This window comes from Marinomonas sp., assembly GCF_965225885.1.
Lineage (GTDB): Bacteria > Pseudomonadota > Gammaproteobacteria > Pseudomonadales > Marinomonadaceae > Marinomonas.
The window spans coordinates 2,323,229-2,337,914 of the sequence record NZ_OZ245329.1; the positions used below are offsets into that span (position 1 = coordinate 2,323,229).

Annotated in this window: 12 protein-coding genes; 3 read left to right on the forward strand and 9 right to left on the reverse strand. The window is 42.4% G+C overall.

The features are described from left to right. Positions 1-131 precede the first annotated feature (131 nt). Positions 132-1,391 (reverse strand): hypothetical protein, encoded by a 1,260-nt coding sequence (locus tag ACO05V_RS10965; protein ID WP_421850985.1) that lies wholly within the window; start codon positions 1,389-1,391, stop codon positions 132-134. Positions 1,392-1,508: 117 nt separating this feature from the next. Between ACO05V_RS10965 and xni the strand changes: the two genes are divergently transcribed. Together xni and gltX are read left to right on the forward strand one after the other, a co-directional pair. Then, complete coding sequence (xni, locus tag ACO05V_RS10970) at positions 1,509-2,300, forward strand: flap endonuclease Xni (protein WP_421850988.1); 792 nt, start codon at positions 1,509-1,511, stop codon at positions 2,298-2,300. 102 nt (positions 2,301-2,402) lie between these two features. Next, entirely contained in the window at positions 2,403-3,884 is a 1,482-nt protein-coding gene (gltX, locus tag ACO05V_RS10975) for a glutamate--tRNA ligase (RefSeq protein WP_421850991.1), read from the forward strand. 126 nt (positions 3,885-4,010) lie between these two features. On the opposite strand, the gene guaD is transcribed toward gltX, so the two are convergent. From guaD to dbpA, 3 genes are all read right to left on the reverse strand, one after another. Beyond that, positions 4,011-5,312 carry a guanine deaminase gene (guaD, locus tag ACO05V_RS10980; RefSeq protein WP_421850994.1) on the reverse strand — a complete coding sequence of 434 codons (1,302 nt, stop codon included), beginning with the start codon at positions 5,310-5,312 and terminating at the stop codon, positions 4,011-4,013. An 80-nt stretch (positions 5,313-5,392) separates the two neighbouring features. Then, positions 5,393-5,755, reverse strand: a complete 363-nt coding sequence (locus ACO05V_RS10985; RefSeq protein ID WP_421850997.1) for a hypothetical protein — start codon at positions 5,753-5,755, stop codon at positions 5,393-5,395. Continuing rightward, entirely contained in the window at positions 5,752-7,134 is a 1,383-nt protein-coding gene (gene dbpA / locus ACO05V_RS10990; RefSeq protein WP_421851000.1) for an ATP-dependent RNA helicase DbpA, read from the reverse strand. Before dbpA ends, ACO05V_RS10985 begins: the two co-directional genes overlap by 4 nt. A gap of 178 nt (positions 7,135-7,312) precedes the next feature. Between dbpA and ACO05V_RS10995 the strand changes: the two genes are divergently transcribed. Next, positions 7,313-9,652 carry a bifunctional diguanylate cyclase/phosphodiesterase gene (locus ACO05V_RS10995; RefSeq protein ID WP_421851003.1) on the forward strand — a complete coding sequence of 780 codons (2,340 nt, stop codon included), beginning with the start codon at positions 7,313-7,315 and terminating at the stop codon, positions 9,650-9,652. A 29-nt stretch (positions 9,653-9,681) separates the two neighbouring features. Here ACO05V_RS10995 and ACO05V_RS11000 read toward each other — a convergent pair whose 3' ends face one another. The 5 genes from ACO05V_RS11000 to ACO05V_RS11020 are packed head-to-tail and all read right to left on the reverse strand — an operon-like array spanning position 9,682 to position 14,648. After that, positions 9,682-10,617 (reverse strand): LysR family transcriptional regulator, encoded by a 936-nt coding sequence (locus ACO05V_RS11000; protein ID WP_421851006.1) that lies wholly within the window; start codon positions 10,615-10,617, stop codon positions 9,682-9,684. 49 nt (positions 10,618-10,666) lie between these two features. Continuing rightward, positions 10,667-11,677: an ABC transporter ATP-binding protein gene (locus ACO05V_RS11005; protein WP_421851009.1), complete on the reverse strand. Its 1,011-nt coding sequence runs from the start codon at positions 11,675-11,677 to the stop codon at positions 10,667-10,669. Next, positions 11,674-12,675 (reverse strand): ABC transporter ATP-binding protein, encoded by a 1,002-nt coding sequence (locus tag ACO05V_RS11010; protein ID WP_421851013.1) that lies wholly within the window; start codon positions 12,673-12,675, stop codon positions 11,674-11,676. Before ACO05V_RS11010 ends, ACO05V_RS11005 begins: the two co-directional genes overlap by 4 nt. Before the next feature lie 57 nt (positions 12,676-12,732). Further along, positions 12,733-13,671 carry an ABC transporter permease gene (locus ACO05V_RS11015; protein WP_421851016.1) on the reverse strand — a complete coding sequence of 313 codons (939 nt, stop codon included), beginning with the start codon at positions 13,669-13,671 and terminating at the stop codon, positions 12,733-12,735. After that, positions 13,668-14,648: an ABC transporter permease gene (locus ACO05V_RS11020; RefSeq protein WP_421851019.1), complete on the reverse strand. Its 981-nt coding sequence runs from the start codon at positions 14,646-14,648 to the stop codon at positions 13,668-13,670. The genes ACO05V_RS11015 and ACO05V_RS11020 overlap by 4 nt, the downstream gene beginning before the upstream one ends. Between the last annotated feature and the right edge of the window lie 38 nt (positions 14,649-14,686).

Below are 14,686 nucleotides of genomic sequence, written 5' to 3' on the forward strand. Positions count from 1 at the left end.
AGTGTCAATCTTGCTATATCTATTATGACTATTGACCATATCATAACAAAATATTTTAAATAGACTTTGAATGTGAAAAATTGATGCAAGCAGGTCTGCTTTTTAGGTCATTTTTTTCACATTCTTCGATTTTAGTTTTTCACATCTATTTTATAAGTAACGGTTTTTTTCGAGTTTGCTTCTATTTCACCCGTAATGATTAAACTATTCGCATTTATTGGAACCACGTCGTTACTTTCTAATATTTCCACAATGCCATTAGTGTTTTGCTCTATTGAATACTTTTGTGGTGCATTTGAGTGGTTTTCAATAGTGGCTTTCCAGACTTGAGTGCTAGGAAGTTTTTGTGATGAAGCACTGATCAGGGTTAAATATCCCGTTATGTCTTGGCTTTTATTGGTGATGACATTAACTTCACGACCTTCGCGAACCGTATCTAATCGCACTGTATTACCGGGAATAAGCAAATCTCCTCTTTTCCAAAAAGTCTTGTATTCGCCTGGAAGTCCATTCTTTTGCAAAGAGAAGCTCAAATTATTATAAAAATCTAGGTCAATCTTTCCTGTATTGTTGCCATAAGTATAAAGACTAGCTTTATGTGTTTGGCTGTCTATTTGGCTGGCGCTGCTAGGTAAAGGGATTAACGTATTTGAATAAGGTGCGATTGAAAGTGTGCCACCACCGAGAGAATAACTAACTTCATTATCTTGATAGTTTATGTCTGGTCTATCGGCACTCATTGCAAGTGAGCTACGCTCTGCTTTGAATAGCTGGGGAGCTGCGCTTCTGGAATAGTGAAGCAGGCTGTCTTGTATTTGAATGGTCGAACTTGAGTTGTTGTGGATTAGCGCCTGTTGAGAAACAGAAACCTTGTCATTTTCGAAAATTAAACTGAGTTGCGGTGTCCACGAAAGTTCGCTTGTTTGATAGCTTACTTTGTAAGGCTGTGTTGTATTTGTCTCAGTTTTATTCTCGGTTGGTGTTTTATCCGCTGTACTTGGATTTTCTAATGGGATTAAGTAGAAATCGTCCATGGGTAAGGTTGTAGAGTAATCCTTACTGCTAAGTACAAAAGAGCGTGTGTTTTGCTCGATTTTAGTCAATGTGCCCGTGTAATTTAAGTCTCTCTGTTTGTGTTCTACTCTTACTTTTTTGTTTATCTGGTCAAACCAATTTGCGTTGAGATTATTTTCAAAATGAGTGATAGGGGCGAAGTTTTCTTGAAGTGGTAAAAGTGAACCTGTGTTTGGAGTAAGGCTTAGCTGCTGACTATTTTCTACAATCTGGCTGTTATCTAAACCTATAACGGCATTGATTGGAACTGCAAAAACGCTGTGAGCCGTGGCTCCTAAAAGAATGCTAAGGCAAAAATAGGCGGGTTGTTTATTCATAACAGAGTCCTTTTGTTGGTTATAATATCATGCAAATCGTCGTGATGAATCTTCTCTCATGGTACCCTAATAAATTCAAGTAAACGTAAAACAATGTAGCAAAAATAAGGGTTTGCAGTGAATAAAAAATTACTAATTATTGACGGATTGAACCTGATTCGACGACTTTATGCCGCATTAGAGTCTGAGCAAGATTCAGTGCGTCGAATTGAGCGCACCCAAAGCATTGCTATTGAAGCGTTAGCGAAGTTAACTCACCAATTTACCCCTTCTTATGCCGTTGTTGTGTTTGATTCAAATGGCAAAACGTGGCGTCATCGAGTCTATCCTGAATATAAGTTAGGCCGCGTTCCAATGGATGACACGTTACTCGAATCCTTGCCAAGCTTTGCTAAGGTATTTCGCTTTAATCATTTACCTTGTTTGAGGATCGATGGTTGGGAAGCTGATGATCTTATTGCGACCTTAGCGGTTAAAGCGGCGAGTAATAATGTTACATCTTATATTGTTTCAACGGATAAAGGTTTTACTCAGTTGTTGGGCGATGATCGTATTCTTCAATATGATTATTTTGCCAAATTGGGATACGACAAAATCTGGGTGCCTGGTAAATATGGCGTTGAGCCACATCAATTGACAGATTATTGGGCCTTGGTGGGTGACACCACGAATCGAATTCCGGGCGTTAAAGGGATCGGGCCGAAAACGGCGTTAAGTATTATTCGTTCGTTTTCCACCATCGAAGAAATTTATGCCAATCTATCGTCTTTTTCAGAGCGAATCCAGGCAATGCTGGCTGGTGGCTATGAGCAATGTCTGCAATCACGGTCTTTGGTGGCGTTAAAAACGGATGTGGAAATTGGCGTTCGGCTTTCCCAGCTTAGGTATATCGAAAGTAAAGTTGAGTGAATATCAAACTTCTAAGTAGAAAAGATAGGTTTAGCCCCTTACTCATATCTTATGAGGCGCTTATAATAGCGGCATTTCAGACAACAAATAAATGAGATCTTTATGTCAGAGGTAAGAACACGTATTGCGCCTTCTCCAACAGGCGACCCGCATGTAGGCACAGCTTACATCGCATTATTTAATATGGCATTTGCACGTAAAATGGGGGGCAAGTTCATTTTACGTATTGAAGACACTGATCAAACTCGTAGTACGCCAGAATCAGAAAAAATGATTTTGGATGCATTGCGTTGGTTAGGTCTAGATTGGGCGGAAGGTCCAGATGTTGGTGGTGAATATGGTCCATATCGTCAAAGTGAAAGGGGCGATATTTACGGTCAATATGCTCAAGAATTGATTGATAAAGGACATGCATTTTACGCGTTCGAAACCACTGAAGAGTTGGATCAAATGCGTAATGAGCAAAAAGAGCAAGGCTTGCCACAAAAGTATGATGGTCGTGCTCTTAACCTAACTCCAGAAGAAGTGCAGGCAAAATTAGATGCTGGCGTTCCTTATGTTATTCGCATGAAAATTCCTGAAGAGGGCACATGCGTTGTTCAGGATATGCTTCGAGGAACAATCGAAATTGATTGGTCCCAAGTAGACATGCAAGTGTTGCTAAAAGCAGATGGTATGCCGACTTACCATTTAGCAAACGTTGTTGATGACCATTTGATGAAAATCACTCACGTTATTCGTGGGGAAGAATGGATCAACTCTGCACCTAAGCATATTTTGTTGTACCAATACTTTGGTTGGGATATGCCGACTTTATGTCACATGCCTTTGCTGCGTAATCCTGATAAATCTAAGTTATCAAAACGTAAAAACCCAACGAGTATTTTGTACTATCAGCGCATGGGTTATATGTCTGAGGCGGTAATCAATTACCTTGGTCGTATGGGCTGGTCTATGCCTGATGAGCGTGAAAAGTTCTCGTTAGACGAAATGATTGAGCACTTTGATATTCAGCGTGTTTCTTTGGGTGGTCCAGTTTTTGATGTTGAAAAATTGAGCTGGTTAAATGGTATGTGGATTCGTGAGAATCTAACCCCAGAAACTTTTGCGCGAAAATACGTTGAATGGGCGCTTAACCCTGAATACTTGATGAAGATTTTACCGTTAGTTATTCCGCGTGTTGAAACTTTCTCAGATGTTGCTGATGTGGCGGGTTTCTTCCTAAAAGGCATGTTGCCAATTAGCAAAGAAGATTTCTCTTCTATAAAGATGGAAGAAGAAACGCTTCGTAAAGCCATGCAATTCGCTTTATGGCGTTTGGAAGCGTTGAGCAAATGGGAAAAAGACGAAATCTTTAATGATATGAAATCATTAGCTCAAGCGATGGAAATTAAGCCGAAAGACTTTTTTGCCCCCTTGTTTGTTGCTATTTCAGGAACAACGGCATCTGTTTCTGTTTTTGATTCAATGGCGATTTTAGGTTCTGATATTTCTCGGGCTAGAATGCGTACTGCAGTAAATGTACTTGGTGGCCCTTCTAAGAAAGAAGCGAAACGTTGGGAAAAAGAATACGCTGATCTATAAAGGCAGCGTTTTTTTGTAAAGAGACAAGTGACAATGCAAAGCCACCTTGTTATTGGAAATGATATTTTCAACGACAAGGTGGCTTTTTTACTGGTGTTTTTTATTTTTGATAGACGAGTATTAGGTCTAGCGTTGATGAACGCATTTGCCTGCGGAGTAGGTTGCTTGAATGGCACGGTCGTCGCCAATGGTCATGAAGACAAATAGACTTTCTTCGATGTTCTTGGATAGCGCTAAGCGAGATTCAAGTAACGGCGTGCCTTTTTTGTCGAGAATGACGAAATCGGCTTCGCTGCCTACCGCTAAGTTACCAATTTTATCTTCTAGGCGAAGTGCTCTAGCGCCGCCCAAAGTAGACAAATACAGGGATTTGATTGGGTTTAGGTTCTCGTTTTGCAGCTGAATCACCTTGTAGGCTTCATTCATGGTTTGCAGCATGGAGAAACTCGTGCCGCCACCTACGTCTGTGCCAAGACCAACGTTGACCTTGTGCTCTTCCGCTTTATTGAGTTTGAACAAGCCGCTACCGATAAACAGGTTAGAGGTTGGGCAGAAGGAAATCGCCGAGCCTGTTTCGTGCAATCTATGATATTCGCTGTCACAAAGGTGAATGCCGTGAGCGAAAACAGAACGCTCACTCAATAGTTTGTGCTGGTCATAGACGTCTAAGTAGTTGGTGCTTGTTGGAAACAGCTCTTGTACCCACGCGCACTCGTCTTTGTTTTCAGATAGGTGAGTGTGTAGATAAACATCGTCATATTCGCTTAATAGTTTGCCCGCCAATTGCAATTGTTCGTCTGAACTGGTTGGAGCGAAACGCGGTGTGATGGCGTAATGCAAGCGGCCTTTATTGTGCCAAGTGTCGATAAGTTCTTTGCTTTCTTGGTAGCTGCTCTCTGGCGTATCTGTGAGGTAATCTGGTGCGTTGCGGTCCATCATGACCTTGCCACAAATCATGCGCAAGTTATGGACTTCGCTGGCCTCAAAAAAAGCCTCAACAGATACTTTATGGACCGTGCCAAATACTAACGCTGTGGTCGTGCCGTTGCGTAAAAGCTCTTTTATAAAACGATCTGCGACGTTGCGAGCGTGGGCTTTATCGCTAAATTTTCCTTCTTCGGGGAAGGTGTAGGTGTTCAACCAAGTCAGTAATTGTTCGCCGTAGGAACCGATCATATCCGTTTGTGGGTAATGGATGTGTGTATCAATGAAGCCTGGTGTAATAATGGTATCGGGGTGATGCTCAATTAAGGTGTCGTCTGGCAGTGTCGGTAGAAGATCGACAGCATCGCCAAGGGCGTAGATTTTATCGTCTTGAATGACTAGTAAGCCATCTTCAAAATATTCGTAAGCGGCATCGACACCCACGTCTTTTGGGTCTGCAATGCAGTGAACAATGGCGGAGCGCCACGCTTTTAAATGACTCATATGTCTCTCTTAAGTGTATTGCTTGAAAGGTGATTTTTGACCGAATGGTTATACTTTATCAGGTCTTTTTCATTCTTTCATTAAACCTTGTATTTTGATTTAAGAAACTGTCTAGCAGTTAATTTGCTTAGCACGACTAATATCACACCTAGTGCGTCCGCATAGAAATCTAACCATTCGCCATATCTATTCACATAAGGCTGAATTAGTTCGATCATACCGCCCCAAAAAATGATAAATAAAGCCATATAGGCAAAGCGTTTTGTCGGACCGAAAGCGCATATAAGTGCCCAACTGCCGAAACCGAGAACATGATGTAATTTATCTGAGCCCGGTGCAGGAAGCAGGTATTCTGCGGGTGTGAGAGTAATTAGGATGACAATTAATGCACCAATAACAAAACCGGCAGCTTGTGCTGCCGGTGAAGTAAGCCTGTTGATCATCGTAAAATGCGTGCTCGAATGTTTTTGCCTTTAATCTTTTTGTTTTCAAATTCCTTGACAACGTTTTTAGCCACTTCGTTGTCGACTGATACATAGGCGTGAAAATCAAAAATATCGATTTTTCCAACTTGAGACTTATCCAAGCCTAGACCGGCGGTTAGCGCACCAAGAATATCTCCAGGGCGAAGCTTGTTTTTACGGCCTGCATCAAAAGAGATAGTGGTTTTTTGTGGAATCAAACGGTAATGCGGGTCGATAGCATCAAGTACGATGAAATTTGCTGTGGTGTTAAAGCGTGTTTCAATATCACGAACTTTGTAATCGTCTTTTGATGTAACAAGGTTGACTGCAATGCCTGCTGCGCCAGCACGGCCTGTTCGTCCAATACGATGCGTATGAACATCGGTGTCGCGAGTGGTGTCGTAGTTCACTATCAGGTCAATTTCTTTTACATCAATACCGCGAGCTGCCACATCGGTAGCGACTAATACACAACTACTTTGGTTGCTGAAACGCACTAGCACTTGATCGCGTTGTCTTTGTTCTAGATCGCCATGAATGGCTTGAGCGGCAACTTTGTGCTCGGCAAGCCAGTCCGCAACCACTTGTGATTCCGCTTTCGTGTTACAAAAGACAATTGCCTGACGCGGCTCGAAGTGTTGCAGAGCGGCTAATAATGTCTCACATTTGTCTTTGTTTTCACTGCGAACAAAAAACTGCTCTATGTTGGGTTTAAGGTCTTCTTGGGCTTCAACCTTGATGCTCACTGGCTTGTTCTGGAATTCAGCGCTGATGGCTTCAATGCCATCGCCGTAGGTGGCGGAAAAAAGCAGTGTTTGGCGATTGCTTGGCGTTAATTCGACTACTTCACGAATGCTGTCGACAAACCCCATATCCAGCATGCGATCCGCTTCGTCCAATACCAAGGTATTTAATGCGTTTAGTTTCAGTGTGCCTTTGCGCAAATGTTCCATTAAGCGACCAGGTGTGCCAACAACGATGTGCGCGCCGTGTTCTAGTGAGCCAATTTGTGGACCAAATGGCATGCCACCACATAAGCTAAGCACTTTTATATTGTCTTGGTAGCGAGCGATTTTGCGAATTTCTTTGGATACTTGATCCGCCAACTCACGAGTCGGACACATCACAAGTGCTTGTACTCCAAAGAAGCGAGGATTGATTTTGAGTAGCAGGCCAATGGCAAAGGCGAGGGTTTTTCCGCTGCCTGTTTGTGCTTGTGCAAGAATGTCTTTGCCATCAACCATCGGTGGCAGACTTTGCTCTTGGATCGGAGTAAAGGTCGTGTATCCCAAGTCTGAAAGCAAACTTGTTAGCTTAGGAGGTAGGAGGTTGTTTAATGGATGTTGAAATTGGGTCACAAAAGGCCTGTCTAGTTAAGTCGATAATAGGCGGAGGATAGCAGAAAATTGCTGTGAATACTTTTCTTAACTATTTATTAGGTGTTGGTTTCATTGTTTTTAGGTAAAGTGGCTTATTTACAGGGACAAAGTGTTAGGCAACGGCGTTTTATGGTGGAAACACATCGATGGGTAAAGAATGATTTCTTCAAAAAAACAGATGAAATTTAATAAAGTGCACTATGCGGTTTTTTGCGTTGTTTTTTTGTGTGGTGTTTTGGCAAGTTTTACGTTTTTTTTAGAGGAACGTAGGCACGTCAATACCGATCAAAAAGCCATGGGGGTTAATTTCACTGAAAAACTTAGTGATGCGGTAAATCAATATAAGTCAGAGCTTAGTTCCATTGTTGCCTTGATCCAATCCAATAAAGGTGAGGTGTCATCGAATCATTTTTCACGGTTTGCTCAGAATCTTATAAAGACACCTGGGATTCATTTGTATTTTGCTCAGTATCTTCCCGCCTATAAAAAGTATGATTACGAGTTGCAGCAGCAGATATTGTTAGGGATACCTAATTTTACCATTTTCCCTGAAGGCGACCGAAAAGAGTACATGCCTCTAGCTCTGGTCTATCCGGATAAAATCCCTTATGGCTATGATATTTTGTCATCGAAAAATCGAGATATTGAATCGGTTTATCAAGCGCGAAGTACGTTTACTTTAGTGGCGTCAAAGCCTAGCGCCACCCCATTTATAAGTGCTGGTCAGAATGATCCTGTTGATACCATTATTCTGAGCGCGCCTATTTATTTACCTCTTGATGCGCGTTCTTACAAGCTAACCGACAATATTGGTTTTCACGGTATTGTTGGCGCGTATTTTACTATAGATAGTCTACTTAACTTGATTTCCCCGACAGCGAGCCAAGGTCTTGTGTATCGTATTGCAGATATTTCATCCGAGGAGCCAATTTGGTTTGCTGATTCGGCAAATAACATCTTGTGGGAAGAAGGGCATTACGATACGCATTACCTTTATATTGCGAATCGAAAGTGGCGAGTAGATACACGTCATATTGTAAGCGTATGGAAGCAAATTCATTGGACACTCGTTATAACTTCATTGTTAGCGTTTAGCTTGTTGGCTATTCTTCTCTTTTTCTATACTCGCAAACTGTCTGTCACCTATTACACCGCGCTGAATGCTGTTAATAAGCGTATTGAGGTGGATGAGTTAACAGGGCTTTCAAGTCGATATCATATACAACAGAAGTTGAATGAATTAATTAAGTGTTGTCATAAAGATAATAAACAGCTTGCTACGCTTATTTTAGATTTAGATCATTTTAAAACCATTAATGATGCGTTTGGTCATGAATTAGGGGATAAGCTACTGGCTAAGGTGTCTCAGCGTTTGTTGTCTATTTTGCCTGATAATACCGTTATAGGATATTTGGGAGGGGATGCGTTTTTAGTCTTGCTTGTCCAAGGTGATAATCAAGATATGCCCTCATTGGACATTGTTGCTAAAGACCTTATTGAAAAAATCAGCCAGAGTTATTTTATTGACGGTTTGACGTTAAATATTGGCTGTTCTATTGGTGTTGCTTTATACCCTGAATTTGGTGCGGATGCGGTGACCTTGATCAAAAATGCGGATATGGCCGTTTACCAAGCGAAAACAGCAGGGCGTTCTACTTATCATTTTTATGATGGTGAGATGGGGAGACGTTTCGCTCGTAATGTTCGTATAGAGACACGACTGAGAAGGGCGCTGCAAATGGGCGGCTTAGAGTTACATTTCCAACCAAAAGTTGACCTGATTTCCGAGCGATGTGTTGGTGTGGAAGCGCTTCTTCGTTGGGAAGATGAAGAGCTTGGTGTGGTGTCTCCAGCAGAGTTTATTCCAATCGCTGAGCAAACGGGGGTTATTTTGCCTTTGGGTGATTGGGTTTTTGAACAGGCATTTCGTCATATTCTTGAATGGCAGGAGCAAGATATTAACGTGCCACCGATTGCGATCAATTGTTCTGCTGCTCAGTTAAAAAGAGTCGATTTTCTACCGAATCTATTATCTTTACTCGATAAATATCAAGTTGATCCAAGTCTATTAGAAATTGAAGTGACTGAGTCAATTTTGATTGAAGATGCGGAAGGCTGCGCAGAGCTTTTGCGTCAAATTAGTCGCCTTGGTGTGAAGTTGGCGATTGACGATTTTGGTACAGGGTATTCCAGCTTAAGTTACTTAAAAGATCTTCCATTCCATTATGTCAAAATCGATCAAGTTTTTATTCGCGATATTATAGAAGACAAGAAACACGCCGCATTGACTCATGCCATTATTAGTCTCGGCCATAATTTAAACCTTAAGGTTATTGCAGAGGGGATCACGAATATGGATCAGTTGATCATGCTGCAAGAATTTGGTTGTGATATTGGGCAAGGTTATCTATTCAGTAAAGCGCTTGGTGCAAATTCTATGGGAAGCGACCCTATGATAGTGGCGCTTAATGAGCAGGAAGGGCTTGATAAGCTGTAGTGATAAACCAAGAAATAGAATAGCCCGCATTAAAGCGGGCTATTGCGAGCGATCTTGTCTTTTAGAGCCTGCCAAAATTGATTGAGATTAGGGTTCTGATTGAACCTAGATCGGTACAGGCGAATCTCAAGTGGTATATTCCAATTCTCTTCACCAGCCAAAGCGACTTTTCCATAATTTAATGTGTCTAGCATTAAACGCTTTGGAATCCAGCCAATGCCATAACCTTCTTTCACCATGGCTTTTATGCTGACTGAGTGATAATTCTCTGACAATGTTTGCAGTTGTGGAATGTCTCTTTGCCTTTGCAAATGATGGTGAATGACAGGCTGTAAGAACGAATTTTCGTAATATCCAATGTAAGGCAATGGTTTGCGTTTTGCGCCAGGCAGCGTGAACTTAGGCTCACCTGCCGCATCCGTTGCACTGCAAGGAATGAGGGTTTCTTCAGCGATTACAAGATGCTCGTATTGATCATCATCAAGCGCACGAATGAAGTTAATCGCTGGATGCCAATAACAAAGCATGATGTCGAATTGCTGATCCATCAAAGAGTTTACGAAGTCGATACCAAGCCAAGAGCTAGACTTCATATTAATGTCTAAATCCATGTCGATGCTTTGGCAAAATGGCTCGATGACTTCTTTGTAGAAGCTAAGAAACAAGGTTTGCGTGGTCACAAAACGTATTTGGGATTCTTCTTGTTTGCGTATTTCTTGGCAGCGTTCTTTGGTGTCTCTTAATTGTCTGGTTATGAGCTCAGCGCTTTGAAGAAACACTTCTCCCGCTGGTGTTAAAGACAGAGGCAAGGTGTTACGGTCTATTAAAGTGACGCGCATTTCCTCTTCAAGCAATTTAATGCGTCGACTAAATGTCGGCTGAGTAACGTTTTGTTCGTCTGCAGCACGAGAAAAATGACGTGTTTTTGCGAGGGCGATAAAGTCCTCAAGCCATCTTATTTCCATGTGACCTCCTGACAATCAGAAGTCGTAACATAGGTGATTAATGAGAGAATCATAGTCGACCCTCTTCAATAGCGTGACAAGCCACACTGCTGCCGTCACTTTGTAGCGTCATAGCCGGTAATACTTCGTAGCAGCGCTGATTTGCATACGGGCAACGCGCCTGAAAAACGCATCCAATGGGCTTTTCTATAGGTGTGGGAACTTCACCAATTAATCGAATGGGTTGAGCTGTGTTGCTATCTAATCTAGGAATGGCTGACAGCAAGGCTTGAGTGTAAGGATGTTTTGGTGAACTAAATAATGTCCCTGTCGGCGCAAGTTCACAAATTCGTCCCAAATACATTACCGCCACTCTGGTGGCAAAATGCTCAACGACAGCCAAGTCATGGGTAATGAAAAGATAACTAAGGTTGCGTTCCTCTTGTTTGTCCATCATTAGGTTTAGTACTTGTGCTTGTACTGATACATCCAGTGCTGATAGCGGTTCATCCGCGACAATAAAGTCGGGTTCAACCGACAATGCTCGAGCCAAGCTGATGCGTTGGCGCTGACCACCGGAAAATTCATGAGGATAACGATCTGAGCTGGATGCCGAAATACCGACAGACTCTAAAAGCTCATCAATTTGCTCATCCACTTGCGATTGTGACAGCTGTGGATTATGAAAAGAAATTGGCTCACTGAGTGTTTGATAGACCGTCATTCGAGGATTTAATGACGCATAAGGGTTTTGGAAAACCATTTGCATACGACGTCGAAAAAACATGCGCTGACGGTTATTTAATTGATCGATACGTTGGTCAAGGTAATGAATTTCACCGGCGCTAGGCGTTGTTAGGCCCATAATGACACGAGCCAGAGTCGACTTTCCGCAACCTGTCTCACCAACAACGCATAAGGTTTCACCTTGATTGATGGTAAGATTGACACCATTCAGTGCATGAACGCTGTCTTTGTGTCTTTTCAGTTTACCGTGACGGAATCGCCATTGGCCAAGCCAGCTTTCGTTGCTTGAAAAGGCTTTTTCCAATCCGCTAATTTGGATGAGTGGTCGGGTCATTCACCTGCCTCCTGATTATTCTCGGCAAATTCATTCACCATATCTTCCACCAGAAAGCAGGCGACGCTTGAAACGCCACTATAAATAAAACTTGGCTGCTCTTGTTTGCATTTTTGTGTGGCGTAAGGGCAGCGTGGATGGAATGCACAACCAGTCGGACGTTCAGCTAATGATGGCATACTGCCTTGAATTTGATTCAAGCGCTGACCGGGTAATGTCATTTGTGGTAACGCATTCAGTAATCCTTGAGTGTAAGGATGCTGAGGATCGTTGATTATTTCTAGTGTAGGGCCTTCTTCAACCACGTGACCTGCATACATGACTAAGGTTCGCTCGGCGACCTTCGATACTACGCCAAGATCGTGACTAATCAGCACGAGCGCCACACCATTGTCTCGGCAAATGGTTAGTAGGAGTTGTAGTATTTCGGCTTGAATGGTTACGTCTAAAGCCGTGGTCGGTTCATCTGCAATAATGATGTCAGGGTTTAGTAACAACACCGAAGCGATGATTACACGCTGTCGCATGCCACCGGAAAGTTCATGAGGATATTGGTCAAAACGTTTTTCAGGTGAAGCGATCTGCACATTATGCAGTTTTTCAATAGCAATGTTTTTTGCGTCTTTGTAAGTGATTTTTGTATGGCTACGGATGGTTTCAACTAGTTGATCGCCAATGGTTAGTACAGGGTTCAATGTCATCATTGGGTCTTGGAAAATCATAGCGATGCGTTTGCCACGAACTTCTTGTAACTGACGCAGATTCATTTTAGTGATTTCTTTGTTTTCCAGCTTGATTGAACCAGATTTTATATAGCCTGGTTTGCCAATAAGATTGACAATAGAAAAGCCTAAAACCGATTTTCCTGCACCTGACTCGCCAACAATAGCAATACGTTCACCCCGATTAAGAGTGAAGCTAACATCAATAAGAGCGGCAAGCTCTTGGTGTTTCATATGGAAGTTGACGTGTAAGTTACTGACGCTTAATAAATTCATGTGAGACCTTTACGCGATTGCTGTGTATGCCAGTGCTTTGTTAAAAATAGGCTCATATTAGTCTTTATACGTCCTTGGATTTAGGTGGTCGCGCAACCAATCGCCAAGTAAATTCATGGCTAGAATTAAAATGATCAATGTGATGCTTGGAATGACACAAATCCACCAAGAGCCGGCAAACATATAAGCAAATCCAGCAGAGATAAGGGAGCCAAGAGATGGCTCTGTCGCTGGCATTCCAAGGCCTAAAAAGGATAAAGCGGCCTCAGCAACAATGGCGTTGGCAATTTGAACGGTAAAAATAACCAGAATTGGTGAGAGCGTATTGGGCAAAATATGGCGAAACATAATTTGCTTCGAACTAATGCCCATAACTCTAGCGGCATCAACGTATTCTTTTTGCTTTTCAGCAAGTACAGAAGCGCGGATGGTTCGGGCGAAGAGGGGCCATTCTGTTAAGCCAATGACAAGAATAAGAATGACCATGGCGAGCTGTTGATAGCGAGCCATACCAAACATGGACTGGAAGATCGCTAGAAAAACAATTGCAACCATCATATTTGAGAAAGACAACTGAATATCCGCGCAGCGCATCAGAAAGTTATCAATACGACCACCTAAATATCCTGCCATTAGGCCGATGCAGATTCCTAGCGTAGCTTGGATTAATACTGCGCATATACCAATAGTCAGAGAAAGTCGTGTGCCATATAAAATAACCGATAGTAAATCTCGACCTTGGGCGTCGGTGCCTAATAAAAAGCGGCTGTCTCCACTGATCCAACTAGGGGCAATCTCTGCATTCATCAGATCCATAAAAGCAGGATCAACGATATCGTAGGGTGCCACTAAAGGCGCAAGAAGGGCGATAAGGCAATAAAAAAGGAAGACAATTAAAGCCAGCATCGCGAGTTTATCGCCTATGACACCAGAAAGTATATGGCTCCAGCGACTTCCAGAAGCTGGATGTAGTAGGTCTTTTTTAGTGTATTTCATAGTCCATGACTCGCTAGGCGTACCGTGGGATTAACTAATCCATAGATTAAATCCACTAAGGTGTTAGTAATAACAAAAATGCCACCTACGACAATTAGGTACGCAGAAATAAGCGGAGTATCGACGCGGCTTACTGCATCCATAAATAAAAACCCCATTCCCGGCCATTGAAAAATCGTTTCAGTCAGAATGGTATAAGCGACCAAGGTTCCGGCTTGAATACCACCCACTGTAATGACAGGTAACATGGTATTTTTCAGCGCATGCTTAAAATAGATGCGGCGCGCAGAGAGGCCCTTTGACCAGGCGAAGCGGATATATTCAGACTGCAGAACTTCCATCATCTCTGCGCGTATCAAGCGAACAAAAATGGGCATTAAGGCAATAGCAAGCGACAAGCTAGGCAGAAGTAAGTGTTTCATACCATCTTTTGTGAATAGACCACTTTCCCATAAGCCGAATATTTCTATTGTCTGACCGCGTCCAAAGCTGGGGGCCAGATTTAATTCGATAGAAAAAATGTACACCATTAAAATAGCAACTATAAAAATGGGTACAGAGAGGCCGATTGAGCTGATAATCATCAACAGGCGAGACAGTATGTGTTTGGGGTTGATCGCGGCTAAAACACCACAGGGCGTAGCGACAATAATAACCAGTAAAATAGCGCAAAAAGCCAACTCCAATGTAGCGGGTAGCTTTTCAAGAATGACGTTGAGAGCGGGTTCTTTATAGTAATACGAGGTACCCAAATCGCCATGAATTGCGCCTTTCGCAAAGTGCCAATATTGAAGGAAAAAGCTATCGTTTAAGCCAAGCTCGTTACGAATCTGATTGCGTTCATCTTGAGATACGGTCATACCAACCATTTGTTGGACAGGATCGCCTAGCTTATCTTGTATGGCGAAGCTGATCACACTGATAATGATCATCACAAAGCAAGCCTGCATCAAGCGGCGGAGTAAAAAAATCAGCATGAAATCAAATTTCCCTATTTATCATGGCAAGACTTGTT